Source organism: Paraburkholderia sp. (assembly GCF_036488505.1).
Taxonomy (GTDB): Bacteria; Pseudomonadota; Gammaproteobacteria; order Burkholderiales; family Burkholderiaceae; genus Paraburkholderia.
On the sequence record NZ_DASXHN010000236.1, the window covers coordinates 1 to 22509 of the forward strand.

23 protein-coding genes and 1 pseudogene are annotated in these 22509 nt (G+C 64.3%); 19 read left to right on the forward strand and 5 right to left on the reverse strand.

Annotation, left to right across the window (positions count from 1 at the left end; genetic code table 11):
* The 16 genes and pseudogenes from VGH68_RS14445 to VGH68_RS14520 form a co-directional block, all read left to right on the forward strand.
* A partial coding sequence (locus VGH68_RS14445; RefSeq protein ID WP_331604322.1) for a hypothetical protein occupies positions 1–244 on the forward strand: 244 nt, incomplete at its 5' end.
* Positions 241–735 carry a hypothetical protein gene (locus VGH68_RS14450; protein ID WP_331604323.1) on the forward strand — a complete coding sequence of 165 codons (495 nt, stop codon included), beginning with the start codon at positions 241–243 and terminating at the stop codon, positions 733–735. The genes VGH68_RS14445 and VGH68_RS14450, both read left to right, overlap by 4 nt.
* Positions 736–1110: 375 nt before the next feature.
* Positions 1111–1409 (forward strand): annotated as a pseudogene (locus VGH68_RS14455) (integrase core domain-containing protein); the annotation flags it as partial.
* A gap of 257 nt (positions 1410–1666) precedes the next feature.
* Positions 1667–1912 (forward strand): Flp family type IVb pilin, encoded by a 246-nt coding sequence (locus tag VGH68_RS14460; RefSeq protein WP_331604324.1) that lies wholly within the window; start codon positions 1667–1669, stop codon positions 1910–1912.
* Positions 1913–1996: 84 nt separating this feature from the next.
* On the forward strand, positions 1997–2497 hold the full coding sequence (locus tag VGH68_RS14465; RefSeq protein ID WP_331604325.1) for an A24 family peptidase: 501 nt from the start codon (positions 1997–1999) through the stop codon (positions 2495–2497).
* Between the two features lie 12 nt (positions 2498–2509).
* Positions 2510–3454: a Flp pilus assembly protein CpaB gene (gene cpaB / locus VGH68_RS14470; RefSeq protein ID WP_331604326.1), complete on the forward strand. Its 945-nt coding sequence runs from the start codon at positions 2510–2512 to the stop codon at positions 3452–3454.
* Positions 3455–3560: 106 nt separating this feature from the next.
* Entirely contained in the window at positions 3561–4973 is a 1413-nt protein-coding gene (locus tag VGH68_RS14475; protein ID WP_414696941.1) for a type II and III secretion system protein family protein, read from the forward strand.
* Between the two features lie 47 nt (positions 4974–5020).
* Complete coding sequence (locus VGH68_RS14480; RefSeq protein WP_331604328.1) at positions 5021–5395, forward strand: CpaD family pilus assembly lipoprotein; 375 nt, start codon at positions 5021–5023, stop codon at positions 5393–5395.
* Between the two features lie 35 nt (positions 5396–5430).
* Positions 5431–6651 (forward strand): AAA family ATPase, encoded by a 1221-nt coding sequence (locus VGH68_RS14485; RefSeq protein ID WP_331604329.1) that lies wholly within the window; start codon positions 5431–5433, stop codon positions 6649–6651.
* Complete coding sequence (locus VGH68_RS14490; protein ID WP_331604330.1) at positions 6651–8060, forward strand: CpaF family protein; 1410 nt, start codon at positions 6651–6653, stop codon at positions 8058–8060. The genes VGH68_RS14485 and VGH68_RS14490 overlap by 1 nt, the downstream gene beginning before the upstream one ends.
* Positions 8057–9031 carry a type II secretion system F family protein gene (locus VGH68_RS14495; protein ID WP_331604331.1) on the forward strand — a complete coding sequence of 325 codons (975 nt, stop codon included), beginning with the start codon at positions 8057–8059 and terminating at the stop codon, positions 9029–9031. The genes VGH68_RS14490 and VGH68_RS14495 overlap by 4 nt, the downstream gene beginning before the upstream one ends.
* The gene (locus VGH68_RS14500) at positions 9028–9990 is read left to right on the forward strand and encodes a type II secretion system F family protein (RefSeq protein WP_331604332.1); all 963 of its coding nucleotides are present in this window, start codon (positions 9028–9030) and stop codon (positions 9988–9990) included. Before VGH68_RS14495 ends, VGH68_RS14500 begins: the two co-directional genes overlap by 4 nt.
* Positions 9987–10925, forward strand: a complete 939-nt coding sequence (locus VGH68_RS14505) for a tetratricopeptide repeat protein (RefSeq protein ID WP_331604333.1) — start codon at positions 9987–9989, stop codon at positions 10923–10925. Before VGH68_RS14500 ends, VGH68_RS14505 begins: the two co-directional genes overlap by 4 nt.
* Entirely contained in the window at positions 10922–11419 is a 498-nt protein-coding gene (locus tag VGH68_RS14510; protein ID WP_331604334.1) for a TadE/TadG family type IV pilus assembly protein, read from the forward strand. Before VGH68_RS14505 ends, VGH68_RS14510 begins: the two co-directional genes overlap by 4 nt.
* 101 nt (positions 11420–11520) lie before the next feature.
* Complete coding sequence (locus VGH68_RS14515) at positions 11521–12162, forward strand: TadE/TadG family type IV pilus assembly protein (RefSeq protein WP_331604335.1); 642 nt, start codon at positions 11521–11523, stop codon at positions 12160–12162.
* Positions 12159–13973 carry a TadE/TadG family type IV pilus assembly protein gene (locus VGH68_RS14520; protein ID WP_331604336.1) on the forward strand — a complete coding sequence of 605 codons (1815 nt, stop codon included), beginning with the start codon at positions 12159–12161 and terminating at the stop codon, positions 13971–13973. The genes VGH68_RS14515 and VGH68_RS14520 overlap by 4 nt, the downstream gene beginning before the upstream one ends.
* Before the next feature lie 637 nt (positions 13974–14610).
* On the opposite strand, the gene mnmA is transcribed toward VGH68_RS14520, so the two are convergent.
* A complete protein-coding gene (gene mnmA / locus VGH68_RS14525) occupies positions 14611–15885 on the reverse strand; it encodes a tRNA 2-thiouridine(34) synthase MnmA (RefSeq protein ID WP_331604337.1) in 1275 nt (424 codons plus the stop codon).
* A 98-nt stretch (positions 15886–15983) separates the two neighbouring features.
* Entirely contained in the window at positions 15984–16463 is a 480-nt protein-coding gene (locus tag VGH68_RS14530) for an NUDIX hydrolase (RefSeq protein WP_331604338.1), read from the reverse strand.
* A 212-nt stretch (positions 16464–16675) separates the two neighbouring features.
* Here VGH68_RS14530 and VGH68_RS14535 point away from each other — a divergent pair, with 212 nt between their 5' ends.
* Genes VGH68_RS14535 through VGH68_RS14545 form a run of 3 tightly spaced genes read left to right on the forward strand, consistent with a single transcriptional unit; the run spans position 16676 to position 19621 of the window.
* Positions 16676–17824 carry a Re/Si-specific NAD(P)(+) transhydrogenase subunit alpha gene (locus tag VGH68_RS14535; RefSeq protein ID WP_331604339.1) on the forward strand — a complete coding sequence of 383 codons (1149 nt, stop codon included), beginning with the start codon at positions 16676–16678 and terminating at the stop codon, positions 17822–17824.
* Positions 17825–17843: 19 nt separating this feature from the next.
* Positions 17844–18173 (forward strand): NAD(P) transhydrogenase subunit alpha, encoded by a 330-nt coding sequence (locus tag VGH68_RS14540; RefSeq protein ID WP_331604340.1) that lies wholly within the window; start codon positions 17844–17846, stop codon positions 18171–18173.
* Positions 18170–19621: an NAD(P)(+) transhydrogenase (Re/Si-specific) subunit beta gene (locus tag VGH68_RS14545; RefSeq protein ID WP_331604341.1), complete on the forward strand. Its 1452-nt coding sequence runs from the start codon at positions 18170–18172 to the stop codon at positions 19619–19621. Before VGH68_RS14540 ends, VGH68_RS14545 begins: the two co-directional genes overlap by 4 nt.
* A 96-nt stretch (positions 19622–19717) precedes the next feature.
* Here the strand turns inward: VGH68_RS14545 and VGH68_RS14550 are convergent, their stop codons facing one another.
* The 3 genes from VGH68_RS14550 to VGH68_RS14560 form a co-directional block, all read right to left on the reverse strand.
* On the reverse strand, positions 19718–20458 hold the full coding sequence (locus tag VGH68_RS14550) for a YafY family protein (RefSeq protein WP_331604342.1): 741 nt from the start codon (positions 20456–20458) through the stop codon (positions 19718–19720).
* A 55-nt stretch (positions 20459–20513) separates the two neighbouring features.
* A complete protein-coding gene (locus VGH68_RS14555; protein WP_331604343.1) occupies positions 20514–20897 on the reverse strand; it encodes a VOC family protein in 384 nt (127 codons plus the stop codon).
* Between the two features lie 135 nt (positions 20898–21032).
* The gene (locus tag VGH68_RS14560; RefSeq protein WP_331604344.1) at positions 21033–22322 is read right to left on the reverse strand and encodes a class I SAM-dependent RNA methyltransferase; all 1290 of its coding nucleotides are present in this window, start codon (positions 22320–22322) and stop codon (positions 21033–21035) included.
* Positions 22323–22509 lie beyond the last annotated feature (187 nt).

Sequence of the window (22509 nt, forward strand, 5' to 3'; positions counted from 1 at the left end):
GCTGGCGACGAGGTGTCGCGTGCCGTGCCGCGAACCGGCGTTGGCGGGCGAGGCCGTGGTGGCAAACAATGCCGGTGCGCATTCACGGGAAAGACGGCAGCCGCAAGCGCCGCACCGTCGAAGCGGGCGTGGCGGGTTCGACGCCAAAGACTGGCATGTCTTTGCAATCCGATACAACGGGCCGGCTCAGCAAGGCTACGATGCAACGATCGCAAGAAATTATAAGGAGCTAAATACGCAATGAAGCCCATCAACTACGCAATTCCTGTCATGGCGTTCTTCGGCGGAGCGCTCGATGAGATGGCTGTAGCTGCACCTTCACTATGCAAGCCGCCGGAATCCGTGGTTTTTTCGTGCTCCACTACGACTTCGAAAAATCTTGCCTTGTGCGTGGATAAACGCACTCGAGCTTTAATCTATCGATTCGGGAGGCCCGGCAAGATAGAGATGCGTTATTCCGCAAACGAAGCTGACAAAAATGGATTTTTTTACAACCACTATTTCCGGTCGGATGTTGACTACACGCGCATTGCTTTCGTAAGGGCGGGATACGAATATTCGGTCTTCAGGAACTACGACGCTACGGCATCTCGGGTTCCAGACTACGGCGTAGCGGTGTCCCGGCTTGGCGGAGACGAAGCGCAGATCAAATGCCAATCGCAAGTCGTTGACAACATGTCACCGCTGCTTAAGCAATTGCGGTGCGACGAGAGCAGCGCGCTCGGGTGCTCATGAGTTTCACCGGAAAACTCTCGCGGTGGTAGCAAAAGCGCGGCCGCTGCCGCGTCAGCTCGCCGCCAGCTCCGCTTTCGCCGAAAACGAATCGCATTGCGCAATGGGCCAGTACTTTTCGAACAGCGTATAGCGATAATTGCCGGTGAGCAGATCGTTCGTGAACCGTCCCGGATTTGGTGCAGGCTCCAATTCTTGAGAAAAATGGAGCTATGAACAAGTCGAACAAATTTTCTGCCGAAGTCCGTGAGCATGCCGTCCGCATGGTGCAGGAGCATCGGGGCGAGTATCCCTCGCAGTGGGCAGCGATCGAATCCATCGCCCCCAAGATTGGCTGCACGAGCCGGACGCTGCTGGGATGGGTCAAGCGAGAAGAAGTCGATAGCGGTGAGCGAGCGGCTGGCCGAAGCCGGTGTCGAACCATCCGTCGGCAGCCGCGGCGACAGCTACGACAATGCGCTGGCTGAAACGATCAATCGCCTGTACAAGGCCGAACTGATCCATCGGCGCGCTCCGTGGAAAACTCGAGAATCTGTCGAGCTGGCTATGCTGGAATGGTGGCGTGGTTCAACCATCATCGGCTGATGGAACCTCTCGGCTATATCCCGCCCGCTGAAGCTGAAGCACACTACTACCGGCAATTCAGCAATACCATCGCTGTGCCGGCATCAACTTGAACCAACCAGCGTCCACGATTCCCCGGGGCGGTTCATGTCCGTCACGACGACCATTCTTCAGCGCTCCGCCGACTAGCAAACGTTTGCGCGTGTGTCGTAGAGGCGCCTAAGTGATTCGCGCGCCGACGCGCCTGCCGCTCGCCACGAATATTGTTCACGCAAACCCTAAAGTTTGTTTTTTTCTGGCCGTTAGCTCACTCACCGGCCGTCCCGACTCGTAGCTCGGAAGCTCCATTTCAGAGGAAGGGGCAAGGGATGTGGCTGGCGACATCGGCTACCAAGCCCTCCCGGACGAGTCCGTCCATCTGTTTTTTCGGGGAATCAAAATGACCAAGTTTTTCAAGGCATTCGTTCGTGACGAACGCGGCGTCAGCGCGCTGGAATACGCAATTCTGGCGGGCATCATCGTCGTTGCGTTGACCGCGGTTGGCACCACGTTCTCCGCCAGCCTGCAAGGCATCTTCACGAATCTGATCACCAAGATCCAAGCAGCCGGCACCTAACCAGTCAGTCCCCGGCCCGGGTCTCGAAACCCGGGCCTCCCATAGCTCCAACCCGCTTTCCGCTACGGACTCACCGTGCACGTCATGTCTCTGGCCATCCGTCTAGCCGTTTTCGGCGCGCTGCTCTGGCTCGCGGCCACTGACGTTCGTTCGCGACGTTTACCAACGCGCGTCGTGCTGTCAATCGGCGCGCTGTTCTTCGTCGACGCGTTGGTGCTGCGCCTGAGCCCTCATCAAGTGCTGCTCCATCTCGCGCTGGCACTCGCTGTCTTTCTGGTTTGCGCCGCGCTGTTCGCGGCAAGGATGCTGGGCGGCGGTGACGCCAAGCTCGCATCGGTGATTTTTCTATGGGTCGGCCTGAGTCTCGCGCTGCCGGCCCTGAGCCTGATTTCGCTGATCGGGACCGTCGTGTCACTGATCAGTCTCGCCACGCGCAACATGAATTGCGACCAGCGCTCGCGGCCGTTGCGGGCGCTCGCGATGTTTTCCGGCTCGCGCGGCGTCCCGTACGGCGTAGCGCTCGCGTTCGGCGGCGGTATCGCGATCGTGCTCCCGGCTCTGCTGCCCCTCGTCCTAAAGCGATAGAAAGTCGTCCTCATGTCAAACGTCATCAAACTCGCGGTGCTGATTATTGGAGCGCTGCTTATCGCGCTGATCGTGCGAGTCGTGGTCGCGAGCGTTTCGCATCCGTCGAAAGCCGTGGTCAAAACGCAAAAGGTCCGCGTCAGCGCCGCTGATTTGCCGCAAGGCCTGCTGCTGCGCGACGAGGACCTCGCCTGGAAAGCCGTGCCCGCAGGGAGCGTGCCGACCGGCGCGATTGTCGCCGGCGCGTCCGACGCGCTCGAACTCAAGGGCGCGCTGCTGCGTCACGCGGCGGCAGCCGGCACTGTGCTGAGCGCGGACGACGTGATCCTGCCGAACGCGCCGGGCTTTCTCGCCGCCACGCTAAAGCCCGAGATGCGGGCGGTGTCCGTCGCGGTCGACGACGTGTCCGGCAACGCCGGCCTGATCCAACCGGGTGACTATGTCGATCTGCTGCTCACTCAGCAGATGGACCGCCGCACCGATTCACCGGACCTCGCGGTATCGAGCGAAACCGTGGTCGAGCACGTGCGGGTACTCGCGGTCGGCTCCGAGATCCAGCGGCCGAAGAACGGCGACACCCCCGATGCGCTCGGTCGCCGCGCCAGAACCGTGACGCTCGAAGTCACGCCGCGCATGGGCGAAGTCGTATCGGTCGCGGCGCGCCTGGGCAGCCTGTCGCTCGCGCTGCGCAGTTTCGCCACCGACTCGCGAGGTCCGCTCGCGGCCGCCTCAACCGCCGCCGCGCAACCCGCGCCGGTCTGGGCAGGCGACATCTCGCGCGCGGTGCGCGAGCTGCCGCGCTCGCGCCAGAGCCAGGTGGTCGCTGCCACAACGCCCGCGCCCGCGATCGTGCGTCCGGTCACGATCTATCGCGGGTCAGAGAAATCGGAGACGTCAGCGGCTCCGGCCGCGAACGACGGCGCGCCGCCGCTGCCCACGCTCCCCGCCGGACGCTAACGTGCGAGACGTACACCTTACGCTTGCCCGATCCATTCGCCAGCACAGAGAAGCTCACATGCAGTTCGGTTCGATTCACAAAGTCACATTGACGATGGCCCTGGCGATGCTCGGCGTCACCCCGGTTCTCGCAGCTTCTCTAATCGCGCAGACGCCCCTGCTCGCACAGCGCGGCACTGCGACGGATATCGACGCCGCGCGTGACTCGAGCTCGGCTCCGCTCAATATCAGTGCAGGCAAAGGCACCCTGCTGCGCCTCGATCAGAACGCCACTTCAGTGTTCGTCGCCGACCCGGCGGTCGCCGACGTTCACGTGCCGTCGCCGAACGCGGTATTCGTGCTTGGCAAGAAGGCTGGCACCACCACGCTGTATGTGCTGGGCGTGAACAATAAGACGCTCGTGCAGCGCACCGTTGTGGTTGGCCGCGACATGGACAGCCTGCGCGCGATGATCGCCGCGCGTTTTCCGGGAATGAACGTGCAAGTGAGCACGAGCCAGGGTTCGCTACAGGTTTCAGGCAACGCGCCGAATCCGGCCGATGCCGAAGCGGTGGTCCAGGCCCTCACGCCGTACCTGGCCGAGAAGGAGGTGCTGATCAACCGGATGACGATCGACCGGCCGTTGCAGGTTCAGTTGCGCGTGCGGATCACTGAGGTAGACCGCAACGTCACGCAGCAGCTGGGCATCAACTGGCAGTCGTTGGGCAATGCGGCTGGCAACTTCTACGGCGGACTTTTCAGCGGCCGCTCGATCTACAACCTGTCGCAGCCGATCACCAGCGCCAGCGGCACGAGTTACCCGGTCAATCTGGCGACCAACAATGCATTCTCGCTGTTCGGCGCATTCAAGACGAACAACGTCGATATCCAGGCGCTGGTCGATGCATTGAATCAGGAAAACCTGCTCACCGTGCTCGCGGAGCCGAATCTCGTGGCCCTATCCGGGCAGACCGCGAGCTTTCTCGCAGGCGGCGAATTTCCGATTCCGGTCTCGCAGACCAACGGCGCGATTTCGGTTGAATTCAAACAGTTCGGCGTGAAGCTCGACTTCACGCCGACCGTGCTGAACTCCCGCCGCATCAGTCTTAAGGTGCGCCCGGAGGTGAGCCAGATCGACACCACGGTGAGCGTGACCACCAACGGCGTCACGGTGCCGGGCCTGAGCGTGCGGCGCGCGGACACCACCGTCGAACTCGCTAGCGGCCAGACCTTCGCGATCGCCGGGCTTTTGCAGAGCAATACCACCGACCTCGTTTCGCAGATTCCGGGCCTGGGCTCAATTCCGGTTCTCGGCAAGCTGTTCTCTTCGTCGAACTATCAGAACAACAAGACCGAGCTGGTGATCATGGTGACGCCGTATCTCGTCGAGCCGACCGATCCGTCGAAACTGCGCACGCCGCTGGATTCGCTGCTGTCGCCGAGCAGCGACGTGGAATACAGCTTCGGGCGCCGGTCCGGCGACAACGCCGGCGTATCCGGTCAACCGCGTCTGGTCGGCGCGGCCGGCTACGTGTATTGAGCCGCCTGTCCAACCGTGTATCGAGCCACCCATCCGAAGCCGCCATCATGAAAACGCTCCGTCCATTCACGCTGCTTCTTGCCTGCGCCGCCGCAGCGAGTATCAGCGGTTGCTTTCAGCCGCCGCGCGGAATGCCCGACGCGTCGACGATCGGCTTTGACGGCCAATCCGCGGTGCCTCCCGATTGCGCGAGCCTCAAACGTCCGTCGCTCCTGACGGATGCGGGGCGGCGCCGGCCGAGCATGGAGTGGGGTTGCGCTACCTACACGAACCTCGCCGCCCAGGTCGCCAATCCGCAAGACCTGGTGCAGCCGCAATCGCTGGGGGCCGCCGACGCGCCGGTCGCGGCGAGCGCGGTACACCGCTATGAGACCGGCCACGTGGTCCCGCTGGACACGGGGACGTCGCGCGACGCCAAATGACCTCATGACACGCGCCTCATTCCCCGGACAACATCATGGCCACGATTGAATTCAGCTTCACGAAGAGCAACAGCGGCCCGCGAATCGCCGAGTTCATCGCGTTTGTCAGCGACCGCAAGACTGAGCAGGTGCTGAAGAGCTTCGTGCTCGAGCAGGCGATGCCGCATACGCACGTCGCCATCGGCGGCGTCAACGAGGCGATCGCGTATCTGTCAAAGGTCGAGCGCTCGCCGCAATTCCTGCTGATCGACCTGCATGACTCGGTGATGCCGCTGTCGGACCTGGGCAGGCTCGCGGAAGTGTGCGAGCCGTCGGTGCAGGTCATCGCGCTCGGCGAACGCAACGACGTCGGCCTGTTCCGCAGTCTGCTGAAGATCGGCGTGCGCGACTACCTGGTCAAGCCGCTCACAGTGGAGTTGCTCAAGCGCACCGTGAACGTCGCCGAAGGCAAGGTCAGCCCGGTGATGCTCGCGCGCTCAGGCAAGACGATCGCATTTGCCGGCAGCCGGGGCGGCGTCGGTACCACCACCATCGCGCTGAACGTCGCGCGCCATCTCGCCGAAGACACACACCGCCGGGTCGTGTACCTCGACCTTGATCTGTACGGCGGCGCGGCGAATAGCATGCTCGCGCTGAAAAGCAACAACGGCCTGAGCGACGTCCTGCAAAACGTGCACCGGCTTGATCCGCAGTACGTGGAGCGCACGCTCGTCGCCAAGGGCGCGCGGCTTTTTGTGCTGTCGGCCGAACTCGACTACGGCGCCGCGCGGCCGTTCAAGAACGGCGCGCTCGGGCGCGTGCTCGAGCTGCTGTGTGACAGCTTCCACTACGTAATTCTTGACGTCGGCAACATCAGCGACCCGCTTGCGGTCGATGCGTTGGATTTCGCGTCGCGCGTTTATCTGATCGCCGACCGCTCGGTGCACGCGACGCGTGAGACGATCCGCCGTCTGCGTTTCATCGAGGACCGCGACAACAATCCGCCGACCTCGCTGCTGTTGAACAATCCGAACGCGGCGAGCGCGGGCAAGGTTGAGATCGCGGACTTCACCTCGGCGGTCGGGCGCCCGCCGCTGTACGAGATTGCGTTCGAAGCGAAGGCGCTGTCGATTGCCGAGAATCTCGGCGAAGCACCGGTCGACAAGTCGTCGAACGGCTTCAGTCAAAGCATCATGCGCATCGGCCACGACCTGACGGGGCAGCCCCCCGCCGTGGAGCGCAGCTTCCTGCGAAAATTCAGGTTCAGGAGAGGCTGATGTTTGGGCAAAAGCAGGTGCGCACGATCGAGGCGACGGACGAGGTCGCCGTCGCGGAAGATGCTGCGCCGCCAGAAGCGCTGGAGGCGTACGACCCACATCTCGCGCACGCGGCGCAAAACGTGCACGACCTGGAAGGCAGCGGGACGCTGGTGCGCTCGGAGCGCTTCAAGACGATCCGCAACGGCGTGTTCGGACTGATGAACGCATCCGCCGCGGTGGGCCGCACGCGCGAGCAGATGAGGGACGGCGTCGAGCAGCTCGTGATGGAAATCGCCGAACGCGAGAAACTCAATATCACGCTGGCCGAGCAGGTGCAGATCGTCGGCGAATTGCTGAACGACATGTTCGGGCTCGGACCGATCGAGCCGCTGCTTGCCGACGAATCGATCACCGACGTGTTGGTCAACGGCCCCGACCAGGTCTATGTCGAACGGCACGGCCGGCTAGAACTCACGGCCTGCAAATTTCGCGACAACGCGCATGTGGTCAGCGTCGCGCAGCGCATCGCGGCGGGCGTGGGCCGGCGCGTCGACGAAAGCAGCCCGATGGTCGATGCGCGGCTCGCCGACGGCAGCCGGGTCAACGTCGTGCTGCCGCCCCTCGCGATTCACGGCGCGACGATCTCGATCCGTAAGTTCTCGAAGCGCAATATCACGCTTCACAGAATGGCGCAGCAGGGCAACATGTCGCTGCAAATGGCGAACGTGCTGAAGCTCGCCAGCACGTGCCGCCTGAACATCATCGTGTCGGGCGGTACGGGCTCGGGCAAGACCACGCTGCTCAACGCACTGTCGCATTTCATCGGGCTCGGCGAGCGCACCATCACGATCGAGGACGCCGCGGAACTGCAACTGGTGCAGCCGCACGTGGTGAGCCTCGAAACGCGGCCTGAAAACGCCGAAGGACTCGGCGGCGTTGCGCAGCGCGATCTGGTGCGTAACGCGCTGCGGATGCGTCCCGATCGCATCATCCTCGGCGAAACGCGCGGCCCCGAGGCGTTCGACGTGCTGCAGGCGATAAACACCGGGCACGACGGCTCGATGACGACGATCCACGCGAACACGCCGCGCGACGGCATCACGCGGCTCGAAAGCATGGTGATGATGGCCAACGGCAATTTGCCGTTGATGTCGATACGCCGGCAAATCGCGAGCGCGGTGCATCTCATCGTGCAGGTCGAGCGCATGCGCGACGGCATGCGGCGCGTGACCCGGATCACCGAACTGGTCGGCATGGAAGGCGACGTCATCATCACGCAGGACCTGTTCACGTTTCGCTACGACGCCAGCGCATACAGCGAGGAGGTCAAGGGTGTCTACGAGTCCGCGCAGCTGCGCCCGGCGTTCGCGGCACGCGCGGCGTACTTCGGACTCGAAGAAGCGCTGCTGGAGGCGATGAGGATATGAACCTGGTCGACCTGGTCACCGGCTGTGCGTTCATCATCGCGCTGGTGCTTGGCGTGATGTGGCTGACCTTGCAGGACATCCGCAAGAAGCGGCCGCATGCGCGCATCAAGGTGCGGATGGAAGAGACCTTCCCGAGCGCCGGACGACGCGCGAAGGCGAGCCGCGCGCAGAGCAGCGACCTCTTCACCGCGGGCCGCCGCGACAGCGTATTCAGCCGCTGGTTCGATCCGAAAGCGGCGCGGCTTCGCACTGTGGCTGGCGCGAGCGGCATTCGCATTGTTTTCGCGGCGGGCGCGGCCGGCGCGCTGCTCGCGCTGCTGATGGTTCGCTTCATGCCGTTGCCCGGCTTCGCGAAGCCGCTGCTCGTGTTCGGCCTGCCAGTATTCGCGGTGATCCGCGCATACGGCTTTCTGGTACAGCGTTTCCGGCGCCGATTTCTCGATGGTTTTCCAGATGTCATCGACCTGATCGTGCGCGCGGTGCGCGCGGGCGTACCGGTGACCCAGGTGATCACGACGGTCTCAGACGAATGCGCGGAACCGATTCGCGCCGAGTTCAAGCTGATGAGCGATTCGCTGCAGGTCGGACTCGGACTCGAAGAAGTGCTGAACGTTGCCGTCAAGCGTATCGAGATCGCCGACTTCTCGTTCTTTTGCGTCTGTCTGCTGCTGCAGCGCGAAACTGGCGGGCAGTTGGGCGAAACGCTCGAAGGGCTTGCCGGGATTGTGCGCACGCGCCGCGAGATCCGCCAGAAAACCAAGGCGCTGACCAGTGAAGCGCGCATCACGACCAAGATCATGGCGGCGATTCCTGCGGTAATCATGCTGGCGATGTACGCGCTCAACCGCAGCTATCTGTATGTCCTGTTCGACACGCAACCAGGCCATAAGCTGTTGACGTTCGCCGCGATCACGCTCGTGTTCGGCCTGCTCGTGATCGGCAAGATGTCTCGAATGGATACTTCGCGATGACTCAGGACAACGTTCAGACGCTGATCAATCTGCTGATGCTGTTCGCGCTGTTCGCGGCGCTCGCGGTTTGGTGGATGACCAAGCACGGCGGCCGGCGCGGCAAGATCGCCGAGCGCGTCAGGCAGGCCGGGCAGCTCTCGCGCACGGACGGTTTCGACGAGGACGAACCCAACGACGATGACGGCTGGCGCCAGCGCACGATCCGCCGTTTGGCGGTCATCGGCGACCGCCTGCCGCTGTTCGACGCGAAGTACCGTCAGAAGCTGCAAAAGGAAATGCTGCGAAGCGGCTACCGCAGCCGCGCGGCCGTGTCGATCCTGCTCGCGCTCAAGTTCGCGACCGGCCTCGTCTGTGCGGCACTGACGGTGATGCTCGGTTCGCACGTGCCGGTGGTCGGCGGATTTCCGGCCGTGCGCGGTTTGATGATGCTGTTCGTATTTGTCGTCGGGATGATCATTCCAGAGTACGTGGTCGCGTTCCGCGCATCCCGGCGTCGCCGCGAGATGGCAGCATGTCTGCCCGACGCGCTCGACCTGCTGGTCATCTGCACCAACGCTGGCAATAGCCTGAGCGTGAGCATCCGCCGCGTGGCCGACGAGCTCGCGAGCGTCTGTCCGCCACTCGCCGGCGAATTCGCGCTGGCCGCCGACCAGTTGAATCTGTCCGGGGACAGCACGCGCGCGCTCCACGAACTGGCTGAGCGCATCAATCTGCCTTCGATCCGCGCGCTGATCTCCACGCTAATCCAGTCAATGCGATACGGCACACCGATCACCCAGGCACTGCGCACGCTGTCGCGCACCGAACGTCTGGCGCACATCGTGTCGCTCGAAGAAAAGGCCGCCAAACTCGCTCCGAAAATGGTTGTGCCGATGATGCTGTTCATCTTGCCCTCAGTGGTCGCGATCGCGGCGGGGCCGGCCGTCATTCAACTAATCGACGCTCTTGCCAAGCAATGAAAACTGTTCACTTTCGCGTCGCTCGACGCACATCCCAAACTCGCGGCGCCGCGCTGGTGGGCTCGACCCGGCGCGCCGGACTGCTCGCGTGCGGGGTCTCGCTGCTCGTGCTTGCCGCCTGCACGACCACCCAGCATGTCACTGACGCGCGGCCGGTGCTGCGAAACACGACGCCGAGCGAGATGAGTGAGATGCGCATTGCGCAAACCGCGCTCGAGTCGGACAACCTCCAGATGGCGAATTCGCTGTACGAGCGGATCATCAAGGCCAATCCGCGCTCAGTCGAAGGTCTGACTGGGCTCGGCGACACGCTATACGCGCTTGGCGACGACACGCGCGCTGGCGTCTACTACGACCGCGCGAGCCAGGTGGACGCGGCCGCGCCCGCGCCGCTGATCGGCCACGCACGCGTGGCGATTCATCAGCGCCGCTTCGACGATGCAATCGCCACCTATCGGCACGTACTCGTGCTTACGCCGAATAACCCGTTGGCGATTGCGGGACTCGGCGCGGCGATTGACCTGACCGGCGACCACGCCGGCGCGCAAGCCGTGCTGCGCGACGGCCTCGCGAAAAATCCCGGCGATCCGATGCTGAGCGTGAACCTCGGGTTATCGCTGATCCTTGGCGGCAATCCGCGCGAAGGCGCGAACGTATTGCTCGACGTCACGCGTTACCCGGCCGCGCCGGCGCAGGCGCGCCAGGACCTGGCGCTCGCTTACGGTCTGCTCGGCAACACCGACGCGGCCGCGGAAATTCTCGGCCAGGATCTGCCGAAGGCGTCGGTGCAGGACAACCTGCTTTTCTATTCGCTGCAGCGCCAGCGGCTCGGCCTGGCGGCCGGGTCGAAGAGTGGCGCGCAAGCAGGTGCGCAAACGCCTGCCCCGAAAGCCGCCGCGCCAGGCGCGCCGGTGCAGGCGGTGAGCCTGCGATGAGCACCGGGGGCTCGTCGATCCGGCGTCTCGCGAGGCTCGCGCTGAGCGACGAGCGCGGCGTGTCGGCGATCGAGTTCGCACTGCTCTCGCCGGTGGTCTTCTTTCTCGTGTTGGGCACCGTCGAACTGGCGCTCGACATGATTGTCGACGCCTCGGTGCAGATCGCTGCCCAGTCCGCTTCGCGCATGGGGCTGACCACGACGGTCCCGACGTCCGGCACGCGCGCGGACGAGGCGAAGGCGATCGTCTTGAACATACTCGGCGGCTGGCAGAACATCGGCGGCACGGTCACAATCAATGCGGTTGACTACGGCACCACTTACAACAACATTGGTACGCCCAACTATTCGAGTGGCATGGGCGATTACGGCGATGTGGTCTCCTATCAGATCACCGTCACATTGCCCAAAGGCTTCACGGGTCTGCCCGCATACTTCGGCGTGCCGATGCCGTTGACGTTTCAACGCAATTACCTCGTGCAGAACGAAAAATGACCCGTGATCCCGACCGCTTGCCTCCGCCGGCGCCGCGCAGCCCGCGCAATCGATCGCGGATGCGTTCGCCGCGATTTTCGCAATTGTTTGAAGTGTTGCAGATGTCGCCACTGCTGCGCTCTGATCGCGGCAGCGTCTCGATCGAGTTCGTCGTCATCGTGCCGCTGATGCTGCTGACGATGCTCGGCTTCAGCGAGGTGTACCTGTACATGCGCGCCGTGAGTCTGGTTGAACACACAGCTTTTACGCTTGCCGATTCGCTCGGACAGATGACGTCGGTCGTCAACGATAGCGGTACGAGTTCGTCGAATACGCTCGGGTCGATCTGGAACGCCGCCGCGATGATCGCCGCGCCCAACAGCCTGAGCGCGAACGGTGGCGTGTACGTGTCGTCGATCTGCGATAAGAACATCACCAATTGCAGCGCGAGCGATCCAAGCCAGCCCGTCTATGCAGCCTCCCCGACGATGGCGGCGGGGACCCCCCTGCTGTACTGGCAGCGCAGCGCGCCCTGGACCGCGTCCGGCATGGCGTCAAAGGAAGCCACCGGCAATCTGTTGCCGACCACCTGGCCGTTTCGCAACGGGGATTCGGCACTCGTGATCGAGGTGTTCTACACGTACACGCCTTTTTCGATGACTATGCCTTTCTGGACGAACGCGCCCGGCAAGCAGACCATCTATGAGCGCGTCTACGTGCGGCCGCGCTCGGGCAGCGCGCTCAGACTGGTGGCGGCGTCATGAGGTTGGCCATCGCGAGGCGTGGGGCGGTGTTGGGTGAGCCGCGCACCGTGTCGAATCTGCTGAAGGGTGACGAGGGGGCGATCGGCATCGTCTTCGCGCTATGCGCGACCTTGATGATCGGCGCAATGTGCACTGCGATCGATACGATCCACTACGAGATGACGCAGACGCGCGTGCAGATGGCGCTCGACGTCGCGACGCTGTCGTCGGGCGTCGATCTGATGCACTACAACACGACGTCCGGTGCCAACCTCACGCAATGGCAGGCCGACGCGCGCGCATACTACGACGCGAACATGCCGTCGGGCTACATGGAGTTCTCGATGCCGGACGCGCAGTTTTCGGCGGCTGTCAGCGGCACTGCGTCCACTGGTCAGACGATCAAACTGTCGGCGACCGGCTCCGCGCCACTGATCGCGCCGCTGATCTTTAACACGGGCGCGTCGGGGAGCAATTCCAGTTCGGGCTCCGGATCGAGCGGCTCATCGCCCGATACGGTGACGATCGCCGCGTCGAACACTGCGCAGCGCTTGCCGGAAAGCCAGCTCGAACTGGTACTGGTGTTGGACAACACCGGCTCAATGGCAGATTACGCGAGCACCGACAAAACGCAGGGCACGAAGATCCAGGGGCTGCGCACCGCGGCGACCGATCTGGTGACCGACATCCTCGGTGTGCAGAACAACAACTCCTATGTCGGGCTGGTGCCTTTCACGACGATGGTGAACCTGAGCGGAGCGCTGCTTTCGAGCGGCAGCTGGATGACGCCCGACTTCACGTACAACCCGACCAATGTGTACATGACGGCCAAATCAGGTGTCACCGGTTCGGGGTGGGGCGGCTGCGCAGTGGAGCCGCGCGTCAGCGGAAATCTGTATCCGAAAGCGTACGCGCCGCTGGACGTGCCCGGCTTCACGCCGTTCTACTACAACGTACCGAAGGCGGGCTTCAAGGTCACGACTTATAACAGCACGAGCAGCAGTCGCAGCAGTGGCAGCAGTTGCGTCGCGCAGAGCAGCACAACCGTTTCGGGCGTTCCGCTCACACTGCAGACCAACGGTTCGACGACGGCCTGCAAGATAGGCACCGGCATCGGCATCGCGTCAGCCTGGGGCCAAGGGCCAGCGGCGTCGACGAGGCAAAGCACGTATGTCTACGATCAGAACGGCAACGTCAACGGCTCCGGCAGTCCGTGTTCGATTGCGCCTGTCAAGTTCCTTACGCAGAAGGCGGCCACACTCACAAGCGCAATCGGCAACATGCAGGCGGCCGGCTCGACGATCATCCCAACCGGTCTGCTGTGGGGCTGGCGGATGTTGTCGTCGGACTGGTCGAACAGCGTGTCAAAAGGGAACGGCTGGGTCTCCTCGGACAGCACGCTGCCGCGGCCCGAGACGACCCAGGGGCTGCAGCGCGTCGCGATCGTGCTGACCGACGGCGAGAACGATCCCGGCAGCACGGCCGGCATCATGCCCATGCCGTCGTTCAACGGTTTGACCGGAGTGGGCAGCAGCGCGCTGCAGGCGCCGACGGTCGCGCGCAGTGACGGCACGTCGCTCGTGAACGGCTCAGCGAGCTCGGTCGCGGACATCAATGCATTCCAGCTTGCGGTGTGTACCGCGATGAAGAACGACGGCATCACGATCTATGCGATCACGTTCGGCAGCGATGCATCGAGTTCGGTCGCACAGCAGACGATGGAGAGCTGTGCGTCACCCGGAAACTACTATCACGCGCCGACCAATGCGACGCTCGATGCAATCTTCCAGCAGATCGCGGGAAATCTCGGGGTGCTGAGGCTGACGCAGTGAGAGCATGCGTCCGTCACTGGCTGCCGACCTTGTTCCGATCCGCAACCCGTCAAACAAAAGCAAGGCCCTACTCGATGCGGCTTGATACATTGACTTGCAGCCCCGAAGTTACCGGAAAAGTCTCGCGGTGGTAGCAAAAGCGCGGCCGCTGCCGCGTCAGCTCGCCGCCAGCTCCGCCTTAGCCGAAAACGAATCGCATTGCGCAATGGGCCAGTACTGACTCCAGTGCGGTGTGGATCTTTGCGGCGGGATCGTCCGCGCGGGTGGCGCGGGCGGTATCCGTCGCGAAGGGAAACTGGCGGCTGCCGGTCAGCGGGGGCGCCGGGGTCAGCCTGCATGTCAGCCGGGGCCGGTCGCACGCGCCGGCGCGTGCGCACCGCGTGCGTGCTTCGGAAACCCGACGATGAGTGGTGCGAACGCGAGGCGAGGTTGGCACGCGAAAGTGAAGCGAGTGTGAACGGCACCGGCAGCGAACCGCAAAGCAACGCGGTGACCGGTGCCGGCAATGCGGACAAAGCAAATGAACTGCCGGAACGAGTGAGGCCGGCGAATACGCCGGTGTGAACAGAGCGGCCGGTGCGAGCGTGACGGGCGTGCCGCAACCGCACGACGCGTCGTGCTTGCCTTAGTGCATCGCTCAGCGAGCGCCGAGCAACGCTGCTTTCTGCCGCCTGGTCTGCGGCTCATCGTGCGATTGATCTTGCGACTGGTTTTGCGTTTGCTTGTGCGTTTGATCGTGCGTGTGCTTCTGCGCCTGTTTGCGCCGCTGGCTCCGCGACTGCTTTTGCGGTTGATCCTCCGGCAGCTCCGCGGGCTGCCCCGTCATCGCATGCTCGATGATGCCGCCGCCCAGGCACACGTCGCCGTCGTACAACACCGCCGACTGGCCCGGCGTGACGGCCCACTGCGCGGCGTCGAAGGTCAGCTGGAACAGACCGTCGCCGGCCGCTGCCGCACTGAACGTGCAGTTCGCATCCGCCTGCCGGTAGCGCGTCTTCGCACCGCACGCGAAACCATCGGCGGGCGGCTCGCCCGCGACCCAGCTCGTGTTGCCCGCCGACAGCGTATGGCTCAGCAGCCACGGATGGTCGTGCCCCTGCGCGACGTATAGCGTATTCGACGGGATGTCCTTGCCGGCCACGAACCACGGGTCGCCGCTGCCGTCCTTGCTGCCGCCGAGGCCGATGCCTTTGCGCTGGCCGAACGTGTAGAACGCGAGGCCGATGTGCTCGCCGACCGTCTTGCCGTCGGTGGTCTTCATCGGGCCGGGTTGGGTCGGTAGATAGCGGTTCAGGAAGTCGCGAAACGGCCGCTCGCCGATGAAGCAGATGCCGGTCGAGTCCTTCTTCTTCGCGTTCGGCAAGCCGATCTGTGCGGCGATCTCGCGTACTTTCGTCTTCGGGATCTCGCCGAGCGGAAACAGCGTCTTAGACAGTTGCGCCTGGTTCAACCGGTGCAGGAAGTACGACTGATCCTTCGTGTGGTCGAGCGCTTTCAGCAGTTCGAAGCGGCCGTCGTTCTCGCGCACGCGCGCATAGTGGCCGGTCGCGATGGTTTGCGCACCCAGCGACATCGCGTGATCGAGGAACGCCTTGAACTTGATTTCGGCGTTGCACAGCACGTCGGGATTCGGCGTGCGGCCGGCCGAGTATTCGCGCAGGAATTCGGCGAACACCCGGTCCTTGTATTCGGCCGCGAAGTTGACCGCCTCGACGTCTATGCCGATCAGGTCCGCCACCGACACCACGTCGATCCAGTCCTGCCGCGTCGAGCAGTATTCGCTGTCGTCGTCGTCTTCCCAGTTCTTCATGAACAGCCCGACCACGTCGTAGCCCTGTTCCTTCAGCAGCCACGCGGTGACCGACGAATCGACGCCGCCCGACATGCCTACTACGACTTTGCGCTTGCTCATAAGGTACTCACTGGGGTGCTGCATCACTGCATGGATCGTGGCGATGGCCGCTCGTGACGGCCAGACCGTGATGGTTCTCGCGCGGTTCGGTCGCGAAGCTATCGTTTGGGCGCGACCGAGTGCGTGTGCACGAAGTCGAGCGGGAAACGCCGGCCGGCCAGGTAATCGTCGACGCACTGCATGACGAGCGGCGTGCGATGCCGCTCCGGGCACGCGCGCAGTTCGTCGGCGCTCATCCACAGCGTGCGGACGATATCGGGGTCGAGCGCCCGGGCCGGATCCGGCTGGCCGCCCGCGCCGCAATAGGTGAAGCGTAGATACGTGACGCCGTCGCTCCCCGGCCGCTCGAAATGCGTCATGTACATGCCGACGAGTGCGTCGGGCACGAACGGGTGGGCGGTTTCCTCGAGCGTTTCGCGGATCACCGCCTCCAGCAGCGTTTCGCCCGCCTCCAGATGGCCGGCGGGCTGATTCAGCCGCAAGCCGGCGGCGGTTTGTTCCTCGACCAGCAGGAAGCGCCCGTCACGCTCGATGATCGCCGCGACGGTCACGTGCGGCAGCCTGGTTTCCGGTTTCATGGCTGCGCATTTTACCGGTTCTGGGTGCGCGCTGCCGGGCGGCGGACCGGGCCAGCGGCGCTTTCGCGCCCCCGCATCGCCCCCAATTTCGACGCGGCGGCGGTTTCGGTTAAAGTGAGGCGTTCGTTAGCCGTTGCATTTGCAAGCCGGCGTGCCTCGTCGGCCGATCTGTCGTCAAACAGAAGTCGAAAAGAAGTCGAGGAGGAACAACGATGCACATCGGAGTGCCAGCCGAGACGCGCGCGCATGAAACCCGCGTTGCCGCGACGCCCGAAACGGTCAAAAAGTACGTCGCCCAGGGGCATCGGGTCACGCTTCAGAGCGGCGCCGGCGCCAGCGCGAGTTTTCCCGATGACGCCTATACGGCCGTCGGCGCGGAAATCGTCGATGCCGCAACCGCATTCGGCGCCGACCTCGTCCTCAAAGTCCAGTCCCCCACCGATTCCGAACTGCCGCTGCTCAAGCGCGGCGCGACGCTCGTCGGCATGGTCGACCCGTTCAACGTCGAAAATGCGCAAAAGCTCGCCGCGGCCGGCATCACCGCGTTCGCGCTCGAAGCCGCGCCGCGCACCACGCGCGCGCAGACGCTCGACGTGCTGAGCTCGCAGGCCAACATCGCCGGCTACAAGGCGGTGCTGCTCGCGGCGACGCTCTACCCCCGTTTCATGCCGATGCTGATGACCGCGGCCGGCACCGTCAAAGCGGCACGCGTGCTGATTCTCGGCGCGGGGGTCGCCGGCCTGCAGGCGATCGCGACCGCGAAGCGCCTAGGGGCGGTGCTGGAAGCGTCCGACGTGCGTCCGGCGGTGAAAGAGCAGATCGAATCGCTCGGCGCCAAATTTCTCGACGTGCCTTACGAAACCGACGAGGAACGCGAGGCCGCACAGGGCGTCGGCGGCTATGCGCGGCCGGTGCCGCCGTCGTGGCTCGCGCGCCAGGCGGCGCTCGTGCACGAACGGGCGAAGCAGGCCGACATCGTGATCTCGACCGCGCTGATTCCGGGCCGTCCCGCGCCGACGCTGATCTCGGTGGAAACGGTGCAGGCGATGAAGCCCGGCTCGGTGCTGGTCGACCTCGCGGCCGGACGCGGCGCGGGTGTGGATGGCAGTGAAGGCCGCCGAGGCGGCAATTGTCCGCTGACCGAGACGGATCAGGTGGTGGTGCGCTACGGCGTGCAGATCGTCGGTTATACGAATCTGGCCGCGATGGTGCCCGCCGACGCGTCATCGCTGTACGCGCGCAACGTGCTCGACTTCCTGAAGCTGATCGTCACCAAGGAAGGCCAGCTCGACATCGATCTCGCGGACGACATCGTCGCGGCCACGCTGCTGGCTCGCGACGGTCAGCTCACGCGCAAGTAACGGAATAGGGGGAGCGGCGATGGAAGTCATCAATCACACCGTGATCAATCTGATCATCTTCGTGCTGGCGATCTACGTCGGCTATCACGTGGTCTGGAACGTTACGCCCGCGCTGCATACGCCGCTGATGGCCGTGACCAATGCGATTTCGGCGATCGTGATCGTCGGCGCGATGCTCGCGGCGGGGCTCACCGTCGGCGGCACGGGCAAGTTCTTCGGCACGATCGCGGTCGCGCTCGCGGCCGTCAACGTGTTCGGCGGATTCCTCGTCACGCGGCGAATGCTCGAGATGTTCAGAAAGAAAGAGCCGAAGAAGCTTCCGGCAGCCGGTAAGGAGAGCGCGCAATGAGCCTGAACGTCGTCACGCTGCTTTATCTGCTCGCGTCGGTCTGCTTCATCCAGGCGCTCAAGGGGCTGTCCAATCCGAAGACCGCGCGGGTCGGCAATACCTTCGGCATGGTCGGGATGGCGATCGCGATCGTCACGACGCTCGCGCTGATCTCCAGGCAGGCCGCCGTGCTCGGCTCCAACCTCGGCCTCGGGCTCGGCTTGCTGCTGTTCGGGCTGGTGGTCGGCGGCGCGATCGGCGCGTTCGTCGCCGCGCGCGTCGAGATGACCAAGATGCCCGAGCTCGTCGCGGCGATGCACTCGCTGATCGGTCTCGCCGCGGTGTGCATCGCGTATGCGGTGGTGTCGGAGCCGGCCGCATTCGGCCTCGTCGATCCCGATGTGCCGATTGCCGGCTTCCTGCCGTATGGCAATCGCATCGAACTGTTCATCGGCACGTTCGTCGGCGCGATCACATTCTCCGGTTCGGTGATCGCGTTCGGCAAGCTGTCCGGCAAGTACAAGTTCCGGTTGTTTCAGGGCGCGCCGGTCGTCTACGGCGGCCAGCATCTGATCAACCTGATGCTCGCGCTCGCGATGATCGGCTTCGGCATCCTGTTCTTTATCACGCAGTCGTGGCTGCCGTTCATCATCATGACGATCATTGCGTTCGTGCTCGGCGTGCTGATCATCATTCCGATCGGCGGCGCGGATATGCCGGTCGTCGTATCGATGCTGAACTCATACTCGGGCTGGGCGGCCGCGGGCATCGGCTTCTCGCTCAACAATCCGATGCTGATCATCGCGGGCTCGCTGGTGGGTTCGTCGGGTGCGATCCTGTCGTACATCATGTGCCGCGCGATGAACCGCTCGTTCTTCAACGTGATTCTCGGCGGCTTTGGGAATGAACCGGGCGCCGCGGCGGCCGGCGCGGCGGAGCAGCGGCCGGTGAAATCCGGTTCGGCCGACGATGCGTCGTTCATGCTCGGCAACGCCGAAACCGTCGTGATCGTGCCCGGCTACGGTCTCGCCGTTGCGCGCGCGCAGCATGCGCTGAAGGAGTTGACCGACAAACTGGTCGAGAAGGGCATCGAGGTGAAATACGCGATTCACCCGGTGGCCGGACGGATGCCGGGTCATATGAACGTGCTGCTCGCCGAGGCCGAAGTACCGTACGACATGGTCTACGAGATGGAGGACATCAACGGCGAATTCGGCCAGGTCGACGTCGTGCTGGTGCTCGGCGCGAACGACGTCGTCAATCCGGCCGCGAAGACCGATCCGATGTCGCCGATCGCGGGGATGCCGATTATCGAGGCGTACAAGGCGCGCACGGTGATCGTCAACAAGCGATCGATGGCGGCCGGTTACGCGGGGCTCGACAACGACCTGTTCTACATGGACAAGACGATGATGGTGTTCGGCGATGCGAAGAAGGTGATCGAGGATATGGTCAAAGCGGTCGAGTAGCGCTGCGCTGCGCGCCGGGATCGCGGCGTGTGCCGCCGCGATCCGTTGCAAGCTTCCTGCTGGTTATTCGTCGCGTTCGTGCCGGTCCTCGCCGCGCTATTTCGGCTTCGCGTTCACGTGCCGTAGCAGGTCCGCGAGCCGTCTGCCTTCCCGATCTGGATACCGCTCGAGCACATCCAGATCGCGCATCTTCTCAAGCCCGAAATTGCGGAAATCGCCGCGCAATTCACACCATGCGCCAAGCGTCCAGCGCGCGCCCCAGTACGCGAGCGCAAGCGGCCAGACGCGCCGCTCGGTGCCGGCGCCGTTTGCATCGGTATACGCGAAGCGCACCACCTGGCGTGCGTCGATCGCGCGATGCAGCGTGTCGAGCTGCGCGGAGAAATCGCCCTTGATATGAAACGACGGCGCGAAGATCGCGAGCCGTTCGAGCGTCGCGCGCTTGTCGGCGGGCATCGCCGACGCGATCTTGGCGAGCGCACCGCGCGCGCCGCTCGCGAATCCCGCGCCGCCCCACGATTCGAGCATGCGCGCGCCGGCTGCGAGCGCGGCGAGTTCATCGGCGGTGAACGTGAGCGGCGGCAGGTTCGCCGAGCGCGACAACCGGTAGCCGATGCCCGCTTCGCCTTCGATCGGGACCCCCGACAATTGCAGATCGCGTACGTCGCGATAGACGGTGCGTAACGACACGTCGAGCCATTCGGCCAGTTGCTGCGCGGTGGTCAGACGCCGGCCGCGCAGCAGCTCGGCGATCTGGAACAGGCGGTCGGCGCGGCGCGTCATCGTGGGCGTCGGGTAGAGGAGAGGGGGGACGGTCCGGCGATGATAGCGCCGCATGCCGCGCTCCGGTGTAGGTCGGACTGCGTGCCCGGCTGCGCGCTGGAGCGTGCTGCTAGCCGTTGGTCAGCGAATGCAGGCCGAGCCGGTTGCCTTCCGTATCGGTGAAGAACGCGATGTAGCCGATGTCCTGCGGCAGCTTGATGACCGGGCCCTCGGTCTTGCCGCCCGCTTCTTCGATGCGCGCGAGCGCCGCGTCGACGGTGGGCCGCGCGTTCAGATAGACGATGACGCCATCGTCGGCGGGTGTCATCGACGGGCTATGGACGATCGCACCACCCGTGGCCGGCTCTTCGTAATTGAACACGGCGATCGGCTGGCCGCCGAACTCCTGGCGTTTCAGTTCGGTGTCGAGCGCGGTTTCGTAAAAGCGCACCGCGCGATCGAAATCGACGGACGGAATTTCAAACCAGGCAACGACGTTGGGCAATGCGGACATGACACTCTCCTTCTGTCGGCAGTACGCCGACTGCGGTTGTAAAAGACGCCGGACGGCGTGAGAAGGAGTGTGCGGGGGTGCTACTGACAGCGTGGTGTCAGTAGGGCGGGGCGAGTGGCAGGAGAAAGGGCCGGCTTAGCCCGCCGGCGCATCCCCCTGCGCGCGCTGCCGCACGCTCCCCGCGATCAGATCGAAGCGGAACAGCCGGCATTCGAGCGCGCCATTGAAGAGCGGCGTCTTGGTCGATTCACGCAGCCGCAACTGGCCTGGCAGCTTGCGATCCGACGTCAGAATGAACGCATGCCAGCCCGCGAAACGCTGCTTCAGCGCATTGCCGAGCAGCTCGAAAAACTCGCTGTCCGGCGCGTCTTCCTGAATTCGGCGGAAGCCGTCGTCATCACGATCCCGATTGCCGCGGCCTTCGCGAAGCTCGCCGCGCGCGTTGCGTCCGCGCACTTCGATCCGCTCGCCATACGGCGGATTCGCGACCAGGATGCCGGCCGCCGCCGCGGGCGGCGTCATATCGCGCGCGTCGAGCTGCTTGAGCGGAATCGTCGGCAAACCGGCGCGCTCCAGGTTCGCGCGCGCTTTGTCGAGCATATCGCCGGAGATATCGCTGCCGAAAATCTGCAGGTCGGCGCGCGAGGTGCGCGCGGCCTGCTTCACGTCGAGCGCGGCATTTCTCAGCTCGCGCCAGGTCTTCGCGTCGAATTGCTTGAGCTTCTCGAAGCCGAAGCGGCGCTCGACGCCCGGCGCGATGCTGAGCGCCACCTGCGCGGCTTCCGCGAGGAACGTGCCGCTGCCGCACATCGGGTCGTACAGGGGCGTGCCGGGCTGCCAGCCGGTCAGACGCAGAATGCCGGCCGCGAGGTTTTCGCGCAGCGGCGCGGCGCCCTTGTCGAGACGCCAGCCGCGCTTGAACAGCGGATCGCCGGACGTGTCGAGGTAGAGCGTGCAGTCAGTCGCATTCAGGAATGCAAAGACGCGCACGTCCGGCATCGCCGTGTCGATGTTCGGCCGCGCGCCGCTTTTTTCGCGCAGACGATCGCAGATCGCATCCTTCACGCGCAGCGTCGTGAATTCGAGGCTGCGCAGCGGCGACTTGATCGCAGTGACGTCGACGCGCAGCGTCTCGTGCGCGGAGAACCACTGCTCCCAGCGCTGTTCGAGCGCGAGCGCGTAGATGTCCTGCTCGCTGCGATACGGCCGGTGCGCGATTTTCAGCAGCACCCGGCTCGCGAGGCGCGAATGCAGATTGGCCGCCATGCCGGCGGCCCAGCCACCGCGAAAATGCACGCCGCCGGGCACTTGGGCGCCGGCCGTGAATTCGGCGCCATCGAGATGTTTGCTGGCAATTTCGGCGAGTTCGGCCGCGAGCGCAGCTTCGAGCCCGCGCGGGCAAGGAAGGAAGAAATCGAAGGACATTGAGGTTGCCGCAAGGCGTTGGATAAGGCGCCATTGTACGCGGTCGGGATGGGGCGCCCGCGGCGATCCGTGGCCGTTCGGATGGGCAACGCAATGTCTGCCGCACAGTCCGTGCTTCGGCACCGGCGCGTCACGCAACGTCGGCAAAACGGTGCGCGACAACGCGGCGCGCGTCAGGCAAAAACGC